Raw genomic sequence first — 14,273 nt, forward strand, 5'->3', positions numbered from 1 at the left:
GTTTTACTTTCACTTTATAAAATAACAAACGTTAACGTTAAATAGGAGAGAAAATGAAAAAATTAAGTAAACTATTACTTGCTCTATCTTTTGTACTTTCTATCACAACTTCAGCATTTGCAGTTACTGTAGTGTCTTGGGGTGGTGCTTACACTGAAAGTCAAAAATTAGGGTATGGTGATCCTACAGCGGCAAAATTAGGAATACCTGTTAATTGGGTAGACTACACTGGTGGATTATCAGAGATTAAAGCTCAAAAAGAAGCTGGAAAAATCACTTGGGACATCATAGATGTATATGCAAAAGATACTATCATTGGATGTGACGAAGGAATTTTTGTTGAATTCGATTTCGATAAAGATTTTTCACCTGCTCCAGATGGAACACCAGCAAGTCAAGACTTCTTTACAGGCATGCCTTCAAAATGTGCAGTTGGAAACATCTTGTACTCTTGGAACTATGCTTATAATGATTCAACAATTGGTGATAAAAAACCAACTACATTAAAAGACTTTTTCAATACTAAAAAGTTTCCTGGTAAGAGAGCTATTTACAAAGGTGCGATGTCTAACGTAGAGATTGCTATCACTGCAGACGGTGTAAACCCTGGAAAAGGTTCTGACTTAACTTACAGAAAACTTGGAGCTGATGGTGGAATTGACAGAGCGATGAATAAAATCAAAGCACTTTGTACAGATCCAAAAGGTGGATGTGTATTCTGGAATGCTGGAGCTCAGCCGCCTGAATTACTTGCTAACGGTGAAGTTGTAATGGCTACTGGTTGGAATGGTAGATTCTTTAATGCGCAAATGGAAGGAACTCCACTTGTTCAAGTATGGGATGGACAAATTCTTGACTATGAGTATTTTGCAATGGTTAAAGGTGGACCTAACGATGCTAACGGTAAAGCTATGAAAGTACTTAGAGAAATGACAAGTACTGAAGGTTTAGCTGGAAGTGCTAAGTATATTGCTTACGCTCCTTGGAGAAAGTCTTCAATAGCTATTATAGATGCTGGAGAGCCATGGTATAAAGATGGTAAAACAAGCATGGTACAACACATGCCTACAGCGCCTGTTAATACAAAAAAATACATCCTAATGAATCCTGATTTCTGGGCAGATAACCAAGATGAAATCAATGAGAAATGGGAAGCAATGAAAGCTGGACTATAATTTAATTTTATAGATTAAGTTTTTATTATAAAATACTAGGGCGGTTACAAAATAACCGCCCTTTTTTTTTAAGAATTTTTAAAATATGAGTACAGAACAAATATTATCATCAGACGGTTTACCTTTAGAGGTAAGTTTAAAGAAGGCTGAGAGAAAAAATAAATTAAGAGCAGTAATGCTTGTAGCGCCATTATTTTTATTTCTTGTAATCACATACGTATTTCCAATAGGTGACATGTTATTTAGAAGTGTCGATGATCGTATGATCACTAAAATGTTACCAAATACCTTTACAGCGATTGAAAAATGGGATGGTAAAGACCTTCCAGAAGAGCCTGTATATGCAGCACTTTATGAAGATTTAGCATATTTAAAAAAGACTAAAACTTACGGTAAGATTATAGCAAGACTGAATTATGAAAAAGGTGGATTTAGTAGCTTAATTAAAAAAACAGTTAGAAAACTTGGAAAATTTGAAGAAGGTGATTACAAATCGCAATTTATAAAAACTCACAAAAGGTGGGGTCAAAGTGAATATTTGGTTGCTTTAAAGAATGCTGCTCCGAACTGGTCATATGCAAAATATTTAAAAGGTGTGGATCTAAAGTTTAATCAAGATGGAAAAATAATTCAACAAGATGAAGATAGAAGAATTCATAAAATACTTTGGTTAAGAACGCTTAAAGTTGCATTTTGGGTAACTATATTTTGTTTCATACTTGCTTATCCAATTTCATACTTATTAGCTACATTGCCCATGAAATATAGTAATTTACTAATGATATGTGTACTGCTTCCATTCTGGACATCACTCTTAGTTAGAACTTCAAGTTGGATGGTTTTACTTCAGCAACAAGGCCCAATTAATGATTTAATTGTAATGCTTGGACTTGCAGCTAACGACGCTAGGCCAGAACTAATGTACAATGTAATTGGAACCTTTGTTGCAATGACTCAAATCTTATTGCCATTTATGGTTTTACCACTTTACAGTGTAATGAAAACAATATCTCCAAGCTTAATGAGAGCTGGAAAATCTTTAGGTGGAACACCATTTGTAGCATTTAGAAAAATATATTTTCCATTAACAGTTCCAGGAATTGGTGCTGGATCCTTGTTAGTTTTTATTTTAGCAATAGGTTATTATATAACTCCTGCATTAGTTGGGGGAGCAAGTGGATCTTTAATTAGTAACACGATTGCTTATCATATGAAGAGTTCTTTAGATTGGTCATTTGCAGCTGCATTAGGTACAATGCTGTTAGTTGGTGTTTTAACTATTTATTGGATTTATAATAAATTAGTAGGAATAGATAATATTAAATTAGGATAAACTATGTCATTACCAACTTATACACCATGGAATTATAGAATTTGGCACTACACATATTTAACTATTTGTGGATTAGTATTTTTCTTTTTAATTGCACCATTATTTATAATTTTACCACTTTCATTTAATGCTGAACAATATATTCATTTTTCTGCTGGAATGTTAGCACTTGACCCAGATGCATTTTCGTTGAGATGGTATGAGGACATGATTTATGGAACTAAAAACCCATGGGGACTTGCTGCAAAAAATAGTATTATTATTGCTTTCTTTGCAACAATTGGTTCAACAATTCTTGGAACTGTTGCGGCATTAGGTTTGAGCAGTAGGCACATGCCTTACAAAGCGGCATTCATGGCTTTATTAATCTCACCAATGATTGTCCCTTTAATTATTTCAGGAACAGCGATATTTTTTTTCATGGCAAAAGTAGGTTTGGCTGCAACGCATACAGGAATAATTTTAGCACACATTATTTTAGGTACACCATTTGTGGTTATTACAGTAACAGCAACATTAACAGGGTTTGATCATAGTGTCACAAGAGCTGCTGCAAGTTTGGGAAGTAATCCAGTAAATACTTTTATGAAAATAACATTACCATTAATTTTGCCAGGTGTTATTTCTGGTGCACTATTTGCATTTGTAACTTCATTTGACGAAGTTGTAGTAGTATTATTCTTAGCAGGACTAGAAAACACTACTATACCAATTCAAATGTGGGTTGGTCTAAGAGAGCAGTTAAGCCCTACAATAATGGCTGTAGCAACATGTTTGATTATTATGTCCACTTTAATACTGGTGAGTGCAGAGCTTTTAAGAAGAAGGTCTGAAAGATTAAGAGGAATTAACCGTTAAACTCTTAAAATTTAATTTATAATTAATTACAACTTTTCTAACAAGATAGATGTAAGTAAAATTTGTTATTAGACCGAATTATATGAATTAATAATCAAAAAAAAGAGAATAATGAATATATTTAGAAAATTATCTAAAATACTTTTAGTTTTTGATTTAGTTATTTTTACCTACAAGTAGCTCGTAATTTGATGATAAATCTTTAATTAAATCACAAACTTCAAAATTATTATCTAAAATATTACCAACAGGTGTGATTTCTGCTGCTGTACCCGTGATAAAGCATCCTACAAAATTAGAGAGTTCATCAGGAGATATTTTTCTTTCATTTATTTTTATGTTTTTTGATTTAGCAAGATCAATAACAGTCTTTCTTGTAATGCCATCTAAAAAAGAGTCTGGTATTGGTGTGTGTAATTCATTATTTTTATCCTTAAAAAAGATGTTGGCACTTGTTGCTTCAGCTATATTACCCTCATGATCTAGCATCAGAGAGTCGGTATAACCCTCTTTTTCAGCTTGGTGTTTTGATAATGTGCAAATCATATAAAGCCCTGCTGCTTTACTCTGCCAGGGGGATGAGTTTTGAGGAGGTCTTTGCCATTTAGATATATTTAATTTTATACCTTTTAATTTTAAAGTAGGATCAAAATACGTAGGCCAATCCCATATTGCAATTGCCACATTTATTTTAGTATTTTGTGCTGATACACCCATCATTTCACTACCTCTCCACGCAAAGGGTCTTATATATCCATCTATAATATTCTGATCTGAAATAAGTTTTTTTGTAGCTTCAATAATTTCTTGATTAGAATATGGAATTTTCATATCCAATATTCTTGCAGAATTAAAAAGTCTCTCAATATGTTCCTCTAATTTAAAAATTTTTTTATTATAAACTCTTAAACCTTCGAAAACCAAACTAGCATAATGCATACCATGACTAATTATATGAACTCTAGCATCTTGCCATTCACACAGCTCATTATTAAACCAAATTTTTCCTGATCTTTTGTCAAAAGGTAATTGTTGCATATGAAAATTTACTCTACAGACTCAATAATTGTAGCAATGCCCATTCCCAAACCTATACATTGAGTAGCTAAAGCATATTTTTTATTTTCTCTTTTTAATAATTGAGCTGCTTTTCCTGTGATTCTAGCACCTGTTGCTCCAAGTGGATGACCTAATGCTAACGCACCACCATCTAAATTAACTTTATTTTGATCTATGCCTAAATCTTTTATGCAAGCTAATGATTGAGATGCAAATGCTTCATTTATTTCTACGATATCAATATCTTTAATCGTTAATTTAGCCCTCTCCAAAGCTTTTTGAGAAGCTCCAATTGGACCTAGGCCCATAGTATCAGCTTTACACCCCTGAACAGATGTAGAAACAATTCTAGCTAAAATTTCTAAATTATTATCTTTAGCATATTGTTCTTCGCAAATTAATGTTGCCGCTGCACCATCTGTTAGAGGTGAAGATGTTGCTGCTGTTACAGTTCCATTTTGATCAAATACTAATTTTAATTCATCTAATTTTCCTTGATTACTGTTAGGTCTAATATTGCTGTCTTGAGAACAATTTCCTATAGCGACAATTTCATTTGTAAAGTTTCCTTTGGATTGTGCATTAAAAGCTTTTGCATGACTAGATATTGCAAATTCTTGCTGTTCTTTTCGAGTTATAGAGTATTGCTTCGCTACATTTTCTGCTGTTATACCCATTGAAAAATAAACATTCGGATTTTCTTTTTCTGTATAAGGGTAGGGCATTGGATCAAAGCCTGTATTAACTCTAGTCATGCTTTCTACGCCACCACATATAAATACTTTACCTGATCCCATTGATATTTTTCCTGCTGCAATATGAATAGCTTCCATTGACGAGCCACACCATCTATCAACCGTCATTCCAGAAGTTTTGATATCCATGTCGGTCAAAAAAGTTACCAATTTACCAATATTAAAGCATTGTTCTCCAACCTGAAAAGCACACCCAATTACAATATCTTCTATATCAATCTTATTAACTTTAGTTTTAGAAACAAGATTGTTAACTACTTCAGCCAATAAATTTACCGGTTTGACGTCTATTAACTCACCTTTTCTCGCCATTGTAAAAGGTGATCTTGAATAACCTGCTATAACTGCTCTGTACATTTTTAAATTTTAATTTCTTTTGGTATATCTAATTATTCTTCAAATGGCAAAGATGATATGGTCCCAGTTCTTAATTTGTTGTCTGATGTTTCAACAATTACTTCATTGCCAATATTCCAATAGTCTTTTAAGATCATTGAAAGTCCAATATTCTTTTTCAATCTTGGTGAATAAATTCCAGAGGTAATTTGTCCAATTTTAATTTTATTATTTGAATAAACAGGAAATGGTTTTGTACAAGTTGGACAAGGGTCACCATCAAAAATAATTCCTCTAATTTTTTGTTTAATACCGTCTTTTCTAATTTCATTTAAAGCAGCTTTACCAATAAAATCATGCTGACTATCCTTGGCGCAGTACATTTCAAGGTTACACTCTAAAGGATTATTTTCTCTGGTAAAATCATTACCATAAGACATTAATCCTCCTTCTATTCTTTCAATTAAGTTAGGACATCCTGGGGAAATATCAAATTCTTTACCTGCTTTCCAAATTGTATCCCATAATTTTTCACCTAATTCGTATCCTTTAAAATAAATTTCAAATCCACCTTGTTTACTATAACCGGCTCTAGCTATTACTTGCTCCGTTCCCTCAAAATTAAATAGGCCAAAGTTGAAAAATTTAATTGATCTAACTTCTTCTCCAAATATTTTAGCCATCAAATCTTCAGCCTTAGGTCCTTGAATTGCTAATGGATAAACATCTGGTTCTTCAATTTTAACTTTTAAATTTGAACCAATTGCCAATCCTTTTGCCCACAGCAAAACATCGGAGTCTGCTATTGATAACCAAAATTTATTTTCATTCAGTTTAAGTAGAACTGGATCATTTATCATTCCTGCATTTTCATCAATAACTGGAATGTAAAAACATTTTTTTATTTTCATACCTTTTATAGATCTTGGTGTCATTCTCTGTACTAAACTTTCAGCATCAGGGCCTTCAATTTGAACCTGTCTTTGAACTGAAACATCCCATAATTGAACACTTGTTCTAAGATGCCAATAATCTTCTTCAACTGATTTTTTAAAAGCTTTGGGTAGTAGCATGTGGTTAACAACAGAAAAACCTGTCACACCACACTCTTCAACCTTATTTGTAAAAGGCGTTCTTCTTATGCGCCTGGACATATTTAAACCAGAGCTACTCATTCATTCTATTTAGACCACCAAATAGAATATCCATTTGGCGATATGATAATTGGTAAGTGGTATTTCTTTTTTGGGTCTTCCATCTGAAATTTTACTATAATCTCTGATACAATATTTTTTTCTGAAAAATAATCTGCTGTTTTACAAATCATTTCATAGTCACAAAGACAATCTTCTGTGGTAAGATCAAAATCTTTTAAAATTCTACCACCAACATCAGATTCTGTTTCTAGAAAAGTTTTTTTATCTCCATTCGGTTTTGTTTGTAAAATTGTAACCTTTACACCACTTGCATGGGTTCCATCCACAGAGTTTAATAAGTGAGAAGATAAAGTTGCCATATGTTTATTCTATTGATGCCTTGTCTCTTTTATCGCTAACAGCAGCCACTATTGGGCTTATTACTCCCTTTGCCTTTACATTTACGCACGCTGTTTTACCACTTTCAATTGCTCTTTTTAATGCTGGCGCTAGTTGTTCTCTTTTTGTAACCAGCTCACCATGACCGCCAAATCCTTCAAAAATTTTATGAAATGGTATATCTCTAAAATCTGTTGCAAAGTGTTTACCACTTTCAAATAAACGTTCTTGTTGCTGAGAAATACAGTCTAAACCACCATTATTGTCGATAACAACTACTATTGGCTTGTTTTCTTGAAAAGCAGTTTCTATAGATAGGCCACCAGAAAGAAAAGCTCCATCCCCACTTATCAGAATTACATTTGAGTCAGGGTTAGTATTTTTTGCAGACAGTGCAAATGGTACACCAACTCCCAACATACTGAACGTTCCTGGATGTAAAATTCCTCCAATTTTTTTCCCTTTTGATCCAGCAATATTAATTGCAATTTCAGACCAGAAATGAGTATTACCACCATCTATAACTAGCCAATCTTTTTCTCCAATTGCATCTTGCACATCTAAAGCTAATTGTAGTGGATGCATTTTTCCTCCATTAGCTTCTGCTTCTTTAGTTTCTTTACTTAAATCTTCTAAAGTTTTATCAACCCATTCTTGTTTTTTTGATTTATTAAGATCAAACCATTCATGACCCAAGTTCCATTTATTATTTGTTTTAAGTTTATTTAAAGTATCAAAAAATACACCAGGGTCACATAATAAGTTCATATCCGCTGATCTATTTAGTTCAATCTCTTCATGAGATCCATTAACACAAACTAGTTTAGTTGATTTAGGAAAAAGGGGAGGATTACCAAAATTCATTTGGTTATCTAATCTTGCACCAACCATTAAAACTAGATCAGACTCATGTAATGCAAATTTAGAAGGAGGATATTGATGAATATCAGCTAAACCCATATAAGCATTTGCTTCTTCACCAAGTAATTTTTGATGATAAGGAATATTAAATATTGGGATATGTAAATTATTTCCAACTTCCTCTAATTTTTTTTCAGAGCCAGACCACCAAATACCATGTCCACCAATCAAAACAGGTTTTTTTGCATTACAGGCAAGCTCTAGTATTTTAGAAATATTTTTTGGATCAGGCCATGCTTTGTCAACAGGTTTTGCTTCATGCGAAAAAGGTCTTTCTTCAAGTCCTGCATCTTCAGAAAAAGACGAAAACATAATATCAACAGGTAAACTTAGATGGACTGCTCCAGGATAACCATTTGTTGCTATTCTATATGCTTTATCTACAAATTCTCTAATTCGAGTACCATCTGTTATGCTGGCACTGTACTTTGTTAAAGGAGCTGCAATTGCGACATCGTCTATTTCTTTAAAACCTCCTGAGCCCTGCCTTTTTAAACTGCTTGAGCCAGTTATAAATATTACAGGTGATCTTTCACCCCAAGCTTCCATCATTGAGGGTACAGCATTTGCAAAACCCTCAGGGCCAACAAGGCAAACTGCTGGTTTTCTAGTAATTCTTGTATGACCGTCAGCTATATGACCTGCTACTTGTTCATGAGGGCAGTTTATGACTTCCATTTGACATTCCATAAACCCCTCTAAAGCTGGATTACAGAAACCACCAGATAATGTAAAAACATGTTGGATCCCTTTATCTTTTAAAGCTCTAGCAATTAACGAACCACCTCTAATTTTTTTTTCTGACATAAATTTAGTATTTCATATTTTGTATAAATTTTTTAGCAATAATTTCAGAAGAAATATCGTTTACATCAGTTAAACCAACAAGACCTAATGCTGTACTTAACTCATCTTTAATTATATCTAAAATTCTTCTCAAACCTTTTTCTCCGTCAGCACCAATACCATACATTAAAGGTCTCCCCAACATCACATAATTTGCACCTAAAGCAAGAGCTCTAACTATATCGCTGCCACCTCTAATTCCACTATCAAAAAGTATTGGAAATTCTTTCCCTAAAATATTTCTTATCAAAGGTAACGCTTCAATAGCAGCCATTGCACTATCTAGTTGTCTTCCACCGTGATTTGAGACTTGAATTGCATCAGCACCAGCATCTTTAATTTTAACAGCATCTTCAGGTGACATAACTCCTTTTACAATTAATTTTCCCTTCCATGTATCACGAACACGCTTAAGTGTTCCCCAATCTGTAGCACCTCTACTTTCACTTCTTACAAATTTGTTTCCATTTTTAGAAGTTTCATAATTCATAGGTTTTGGAATACCACTTAGCAATGTTGTTAAAGACCATAGAGGGTGAGTTGCAAAGTCAAATAATTGTTTAGGACCAATTTTGAAAGGAACTGTAAAACCATTTTTATTATCTTTAGCTCTTCTAAATTGAATTGGAACATCTACAGTCAATATTGCAACTTTATAGCCAGTTTGTTCTGCTCTTTGTAAAAGTTCCATCACGAAGTTTTCTTGAAAATTATATAATTGAAGCCAAGAACGTCCTTCTGATAATTCAAACATTTTCTCTAAAGAGGTTGATGAAGCCATAGAAACACAAGCAGGTATATTATTTGTAACACTTTCTTTAGCTAGCATTTCATCCGCACCAGCCCATGTTAAGTTACACATCCCCATTGGTGAAAAACCAAATGGTTGATCAAAATCAATATCGAGAAATTTTTTTTTTAAAAATCTATTTTCTACATTTCTTAATACTTTTGGCTCTAATCTTATTTGATCTAAAGCAGTAGTATTAATTTCACACAATTTTTCATCTCCAGATGCTCCATCTACAAAATCAAACATCAATTTAGGCATTCTCTTTTTAGCTAAATTTCTTGCATCCTCGACGCTGTGAATTTTTTTACTTGCAGTTATATTGTTCATATATTCTTAATATATTCTTTCAGATTAATTTTTGTATTTTTATCTAAAAAATAAGCGTTATGATTATTTATTGAAGAATAAACTTCAGTTGGTTTTCCGTCAATGAAAACTACTGCCACACCGTCATCAATCGCAAATCCACTAGGTAATTTATTATTTTTTATATTAAATTCAAATTCATTAATTCTTTCAATATTATCTGAATGAGGTGTACAGCTTCCTTCTATTAAATTTATCCCTTTTAGAGGCTCAAAACCTCGCCCCATAGAATCTGACAATATCCATTCAAACCAACATACAGCACCGGCACTAACACCTGACAATAAAAGCCCTTTTTCATAAGCTTTTTTAAAAACCTGTTCTAAGCTATTTTTCTTCCAAATTTCCAGCATATAAAAAGTATTACCACCTCCAACATAAACTATATCTTTGCTTAATAACCATTCATGAAAACCATCTATATTAGATGTAAGATTAAAATGAGATAATTCTGAACCGGTATTTTCAAATCTTTTATAAAATTTATTTATCTTTTCTTTATCATCTTTGCTAGCAGTACCTAAAAAACCAATGTTATTTTTCATCTTTTTTGAATGATTTAGAATAAAATTGTCTAATTCTTTATCTGACTCAGGTGAAACACCAACACCACCAATTGCAATTATCTTTTTTTCTATTTTGCTCATTTAATTAAATTAAAAAAATCAAATTATTATATAACATAATAAAAAAAAGGTTTTAATGATTGAGACAATTTCTAAAAAATTAGCACCCACTGGTATTTTGCGTGTAGGCATCAATATGAGTAATTTTTTACTGATAAATGGCAAAGACTCAGATGGGTTGCCCGATGGTGTATCGCCAGAAATTGGAAAAAAGCTTGCAAGAGAATTAAACCTAAAATGTAAATTAGTTCAGTTTAAAAAACCAGGGTTGTTAGCTGATGCTGTAAATGAAGATATGTGGGATATAGGTAATATAGCCTGTGAAAAAGAAAGGAGTAAGACAATAGATTTTACTGATCCTTATGTAAATATTGATGCAAACTTTATGTTTAGAAAAAAAGATAATTTTAAAACTAATGACGATATAAATTTACCTAAAATTAAAATAGCAGTCTTGGAGAGAAGTGCATATGATTTATGGCTAACTGAAAATTTTAAAAATGTAGAATTAATTAGGGTAAATACAATTGAAGAGTCTCACCAATTATTTAGAGAAGATAAAGTTAATGTTCTTGCTGGATTAAAACCAAAACTAATTGAAGAAATTAAAACTAATGATGATTTTAAAATGATAAATAGTCCATTCACATATATTAAGCAATCTATTGGTATTAAAAAAGGTACCCCTGAAATTTTAGATTTTCTTAATAAATTTATCTCAAAACTAATTAAAGAAGGTTATGTAGAAAGTTTGTTGAAAAAACATAACGTTCAAAATAAATTAAGTATTCCCAATATTTATTAACTTTTTATTCCTAGCCAAGGCTCTGCTTTTGTGGGTATTTTTCTATTTATTCCTCTTACTATTTCACCATCCGGATCATACATTGGTAATTTACAAAGTTCAGCTTTATGGATTTTTTCATCAACACATTCAACATCGACAACTGTTCCAGGGCCTATATCTGATTTATCTAATAGTACTATACCAACACCACAAACTTGGTAAGGAGACCATGTGCTTGAAGTCACTTTTCCAATAGATTGATCATTTATTTTTATAGACCTTCCTTTTTTTGCTATTCCATCAACAACTCTAATGCCCCAACTTCGACATTCTTTATCTGCATTTAATAAAGCTTTTTTGCCTATGAAGTCATCTTTTTTTAAATCAACAAAACGACCAAGACCAACAGAAAAAGGATTTGTATCATTTGTAAAATCTTGACCTGCCGATAGAAGTCCAGCTTCAATTCTTCTACCTCTAAATGATGGTGTGCCTGTAATGATCATTCCCATTTTTTTTCCTTCTTCAAGAATTAGATCACCTAATTTTTCTGAATTATTTTCAGGACGAAAATATATTTCCCAACCAAGTTCGTTAGTAAAGCCAGTTCGACTAATTATAACTTTTTCTCCTGCCATGGTTACTTCAACCCAATCAAAATATTTCCATGTATTTGCTATTGGCTCATCAATTAAATTATCAAGAAGGTCCATTGATTTAGGTCCTTGAATTTGACTAACATAAACATTTGGCTCTTTAATTTTAACATCAAGTCCTTCTGAATTAGCTTTATACCACGACACCATGTCACCATCTGCTTGCGCAAACCAATAACAGTTATCATCTATTCTTAAAAGTAAACCATCAGTGATTATTCCACCATCATGGTAGCAAGCAAACTGATAAGAGCATCTTCCCTTTTTAACTTTTGAAATGTCTCTTGGAAAAATTTTCTGTAATAATTTAAGTGCATCTGGACCTGAAATTTCATAAGGATGCTCTCCTGTGTGTCGAAGTATAATTTCTTGTTTAGTTTTCCAATACTGTTCATCTGGAGAAGCATTAGATAATTTTTCAGTCGTTAATCTCCCAGCATAATGAGAATACTCTGGGTCATAAGGTAGCTCTTGATAAGTTAGAGGATGAATGCTCATAGTACGAGCTAGCTCCGTAGGTCTATTGTTTTCTACTTTCTGAGGTTTGATAGAAAACCTTATGTTTTGTAAAGATTTATGCATTGAATTTTGTAATAAATTAAATCTTTAATTTAATCCAGTATTATAATTTAAGAAAAAACCTAAAATGAGTTCAACCTATAATTGTATTATACATTATCATTGTTCTAAATTACGTAAGGTGTTAGCTTTAATTTAAATAAAGAGAGGAAATTAATAATGAAAAACATTTACAAACTGATATCAGTTTCTTTGATATCAATATTAATATCATTTTCATCTGCAAACGCATCAAGTGGAACTTTTAAATTATCACATGATCTTGGATTTGGAAAAGATACAAACCTAGATGCGATTACTAAAGGTCGTTTATTTCAAGTTGTGATAATGACTCAAAATCGTTTAGTTAGAAAAAATCTTAAAGGTGTTGTCTCAGAAGAGTTGGCTACTAAATGGTCAGCAAATGCAGATGCAACAGAGTGGACTTTTAATCTTCGTAAAGGGGTAAAATTTCATGATGGTTCTGATTTTGACGCAGAAGATGTTAAATATTCTTTAATGCGTGTTAAAGATCCAGAAATTGGATCACCTGCAAAAAAAAGCTTAAGTGTTGTAACAGATATTGAGATTGTAGATTCTCATACTGTTAAAATGAAGTTAAGTACTTCTTTTGCGGACTTTCCTTTAAACTTAACTGATTACAGATTAAGAATGATACCATCTGGATCTGGAGACACTATTGGGCAAACTGGAATTGGCACTGGTCCTTTTATGGTTGAAAAGTTTGATGCAGAAGGAACTACTATTCTTAAAGCTAATCCTAATTATTGGGAAGGTGCACCTGGACTTGCTGAAGTTCATGTAATTGCAATACCTGATGGAGAAGCACGAGTTCAAGCTCTTTTAACTGGTCAGATTGATATGAACAGATATGTTCAATTTAGTCAGAAAAAAATCTTTGATGGAAATAAGAAGTTCAAAGCTACAGTAATTCCTACAGGTAACTGGAGAGGAATGGTTATGAATACTGAGCGTGCTCCTTTTAATGATCCAAAAGTTAGAAAAGCTGTACGTTTAGCTATTGATAGACAAGAGCTTGTTGATACTGTTATGGGTGGAGAGGCAGTAGTATCATGTGATACTCCTGTTGCACCATCAGATCAATATCGACTTACTATGAAATGTCCTCAAGATATCAAAAAAGCTAAAAAACTTTTAGCAGAAGCTGGATATCCTGATGGAATTGAAATGGTAATTCATGTATCAACAAAAGAGCCTACATGGCCAACTATTGCTGAAGTAATCCAACAACAAGTTGCTAAAGCTGGTATCAAAGTTGACATCAAAATGACTCCATCAAAAAGTTACTGGAAAGAAACTTGGATGAAAAAAGATGTTGCAATGACACGTTGGAATGAAAGATCTGCTGATAGTGTGCTTCATGAAGTTTATCACAGTAGCGCTAAATGGAATGAGTCATATTACAAAAGTTCTAGCTTTGATAAAAATCTAGCAAGTGCAAGAGCTGAGCTTAACTTTAATAAAAGAAAAAAAGCTTATAAAAATGCACAAAAAACTTTATGGGAAGAATCTGGAACTATGATCCCTTACCATGTGTCTAAATTAGTGGTTACTAATTCTAGAGTAAAGAATCTTGATGAAGTTGAGGTTTTTTCAATTCAGTGGCATAAAGTTAAAGTAAAATAAT

Annotated in this window: 13 protein-coding genes; 5 read left to right on the forward strand and 8 right to left on the reverse strand. The window is 32.5% G+C overall.

The features are described 5' to 3' along the window. Positions 1-53 precede the first annotated feature (53 nt). The 3 genes from ABXT58_RS01560 (at position 54) to ABXT58_RS01570 (ending at position 3,366) form a co-directional block, all read left to right on the forward strand. The gene (locus ABXT58_RS01560; RefSeq protein WP_415304295.1) at positions 54-1,175 is read left to right on the forward strand and encodes an extracellular solute-binding protein; all 1,122 of its coding nucleotides are present in this window, start codon (positions 54-56) and stop codon (positions 1,173-1,175) included. A gap of 85 nt (positions 1,176-1,260) precedes the next feature. Beyond that, positions 1,261-2,508, forward strand: a complete 1,248-nt coding sequence (locus tag ABXT58_RS01565; RefSeq protein ID WP_415304296.1) for an ABC transporter permease — start codon at positions 1,261-1,263, stop codon at positions 2,506-2,508. 3 nt (positions 2,509-2,511) lie between these two features. Beyond that, positions 2,512-3,366, forward strand: coding sequence for an ABC transporter permease (locus tag ABXT58_RS01570; protein ID WP_415304297.1), 855 nt, complete (start codon positions 2,512-2,514; stop codon positions 3,364-3,366). Between the two features lie 156 nt (positions 3,367-3,522). Here the strand turns inward: ABXT58_RS01570 and ABXT58_RS01575 are convergent, their stop codons facing one another. The 7 genes from ABXT58_RS01575 to ABXT58_RS01605 are packed head-to-tail and all read right to left on the reverse strand — an operon-like array spanning position 3,523 to position 10,624. After that, positions 3,523-4,404 carry a branched-chain amino acid aminotransferase gene (locus tag ABXT58_RS01575; protein ID WP_415304298.1) on the reverse strand — a complete coding sequence of 294 codons (882 nt, stop codon included), beginning with the start codon at positions 4,402-4,404 and terminating at the stop codon, positions 3,523-3,525. 8 nt (positions 4,405-4,412) lie between these two features. Beyond that, positions 4,413-5,537 carry a thiolase family protein gene (locus tag ABXT58_RS01580; RefSeq protein ID WP_415304299.1) on the reverse strand — a complete coding sequence of 375 codons (1,125 nt, stop codon included), beginning with the start codon at positions 5,535-5,537 and terminating at the stop codon, positions 4,413-4,415. 32 nt (positions 5,538-5,569) lie between these two features. Further along, positions 5,570-6,691 carry a dimethylsulfoniopropionate demethylase gene (locus ABXT58_RS01585; RefSeq protein ID WP_415304300.1) on the reverse strand — a complete coding sequence of 374 codons (1,122 nt, stop codon included), beginning with the start codon at positions 6,689-6,691 and terminating at the stop codon, positions 5,570-5,572. 5 nt (positions 6,692-6,696) lie between these two features. Then, the gene (locus ABXT58_RS01590) at positions 6,697-7,032 is read right to left on the reverse strand and encodes a hydroxyisourate hydrolase (RefSeq protein ID WP_415304301.1); all 336 of its coding nucleotides are present in this window, start codon (positions 7,030-7,032) and stop codon (positions 6,697-6,699) included. 4 nt (positions 7,033-7,036) lie between these two features. Then, the gene (locus ABXT58_RS01595; protein ID WP_415304302.1) at positions 7,037-8,779 is read right to left on the reverse strand and encodes a thiamine pyrophosphate-binding protein; all 1,743 of its coding nucleotides are present in this window, start codon (positions 8,777-8,779) and stop codon (positions 7,037-7,039) included. Between the two features lie 4 nt (positions 8,780-8,783). Next, positions 8,784-9,938, reverse strand: a complete 1,155-nt coding sequence (locus ABXT58_RS01600; RefSeq protein ID WP_415304303.1) for an alpha-hydroxy acid oxidase — start codon at positions 9,936-9,938, stop codon at positions 8,784-8,786. After that, on the reverse strand, positions 9,935-10,624 hold the full coding sequence (locus ABXT58_RS01605; RefSeq protein ID WP_415304304.1) for a Type 1 glutamine amidotransferase-like domain-containing protein: 690 nt from the start codon (positions 10,622-10,624) through the stop codon (positions 9,935-9,937). The genes ABXT58_RS01600 and ABXT58_RS01605 overlap by 4 nt, the downstream gene beginning before the upstream one ends. A gap of 55 nt (positions 10,625-10,679) precedes the next feature. On the opposite strand from ABXT58_RS01605, the gene ABXT58_RS01610 reads away from it, so the two are divergent. Continuing rightward, positions 10,680-11,408: an ABC transporter substrate-binding protein gene (locus ABXT58_RS01610; RefSeq protein WP_415304305.1), complete on the forward strand. Its 729-nt coding sequence runs from the start codon at positions 10,680-10,682 to the stop codon at positions 11,406-11,408. On the opposite strand, the gene ABXT58_RS01615 is transcribed toward ABXT58_RS01610, so the two are convergent. Further along, a complete protein-coding gene (locus ABXT58_RS01615; protein WP_415304306.1) occupies positions 11,405-12,628 on the reverse strand; it encodes an aminomethyltransferase family protein in 1,224 nt (407 codons plus the stop codon). The two genes, ABXT58_RS01610 and ABXT58_RS01615, sit on opposite strands and share 4 nt — an antisense overlap. 156 nt (positions 12,629-12,784) lie before the next feature. On the opposite strand from ABXT58_RS01615, the gene ABXT58_RS01620 reads away from it, so the two are divergent. After that, positions 12,785-14,272 (forward strand): ABC transporter substrate-binding protein, encoded by a 1,488-nt coding sequence (locus tag ABXT58_RS01620; protein WP_415304307.1) that lies wholly within the window; start codon positions 12,785-12,787, stop codon positions 14,270-14,272. Position 14,273 lies beyond the last annotated feature (1 nt).

The sequence above is a fragment of the Candidatus Pelagibacter sp. Uisw_090 genome (assembly GCF_047717845.1).
Taxonomy (GTDB): Bacteria; Pseudomonadota; Alphaproteobacteria; order Pelagibacterales; family Pelagibacteraceae; genus Pelagibacter.

What these genes read in the sequence shown, in the direction of transcription:
- ABXT58_RS01585 (WP_415304300.1), bottom strand. Translation starts at nt 6,691, where the DNA reads ATGAGTAGCTCTGGTTTAAATATGTCCAGGCGCATAAGAAGAACGCCT.
- ABXT58_RS01575 (WP_415304298.1), bottom strand. Translation starts at nt 4,404, where the DNA reads ATGCAACAATTACCTTTTGACAAAAGATCAGGAAAAATTTGGTTTAAT.
- ABXT58_RS01605 (WP_415304304.1), bottom strand. Translation starts at nt 10,624, where the DNA reads ATGAGCAAAATAGAAAAAAAGATAATTGCAATTGGTGGTGTTGGTGTT.
- ABXT58_RS01600 (WP_415304303.1), bottom strand. Translation starts at nt 9,938, where the DNA reads ATGAACAATATAACTGCAAGTAAAAAAATTCACAGCGTCGAGGATGCA.
- ABXT58_RS01620 (WP_415304307.1), top strand. Translation starts at nt 12,785, where the DNA reads ATGAAAAACATTTACAAACTGATATCAGTTTCTTTGATATCAATATTA.
- ABXT58_RS01610 (WP_415304305.1), top strand. Translation starts at nt 10,680, where the DNA reads ATGATTGAGACAATTTCTAAAAAATTAGCACCCACTGGTATTTTGCGT.
- ABXT58_RS01565 (WP_415304296.1), top strand. Translation starts at nt 1,261, where the DNA reads ATGAGTACAGAACAAATATTATCATCAGACGGTTTACCTTTAGAGGTA.
- ABXT58_RS01560 (WP_415304295.1), top strand. Translation starts at nt 54, where the DNA reads ATGAAAAAATTAAGTAAACTATTACTTGCTCTATCTTTTGTACTTTCT.
- ABXT58_RS01590 (WP_415304301.1), bottom strand. Translation starts at nt 7,032, where the DNA reads ATGGCAACTTTATCTTCTCACTTATTAAACTCTGTGGATGGAACCCAT.
- ABXT58_RS01580 (WP_415304299.1), bottom strand. Translation starts at nt 5,537, where the DNA reads ATGTACAGAGCAGTTATAGCAGGTTATTCAAGATCACCTTTTACAATG.
- ABXT58_RS01570 (WP_415304297.1), top strand. Translation starts at nt 2,512, where the DNA reads ATGTCATTACCAACTTATACACCATGGAATTATAGAATTTGGCACTAC.
- ABXT58_RS01595 (WP_415304302.1), bottom strand. Translation starts at nt 8,779, where the DNA reads ATGTCAGAAAAAAAAATTAGAGGTGGTTCGTTAATTGCTAGAGCTTTA.
- ABXT58_RS01615 (WP_415304306.1), bottom strand. Translation starts at nt 12,628, where the DNA reads ATGCATAAATCTTTACAAAACATAAGGTTTTCTATCAAACCTCAGAAA.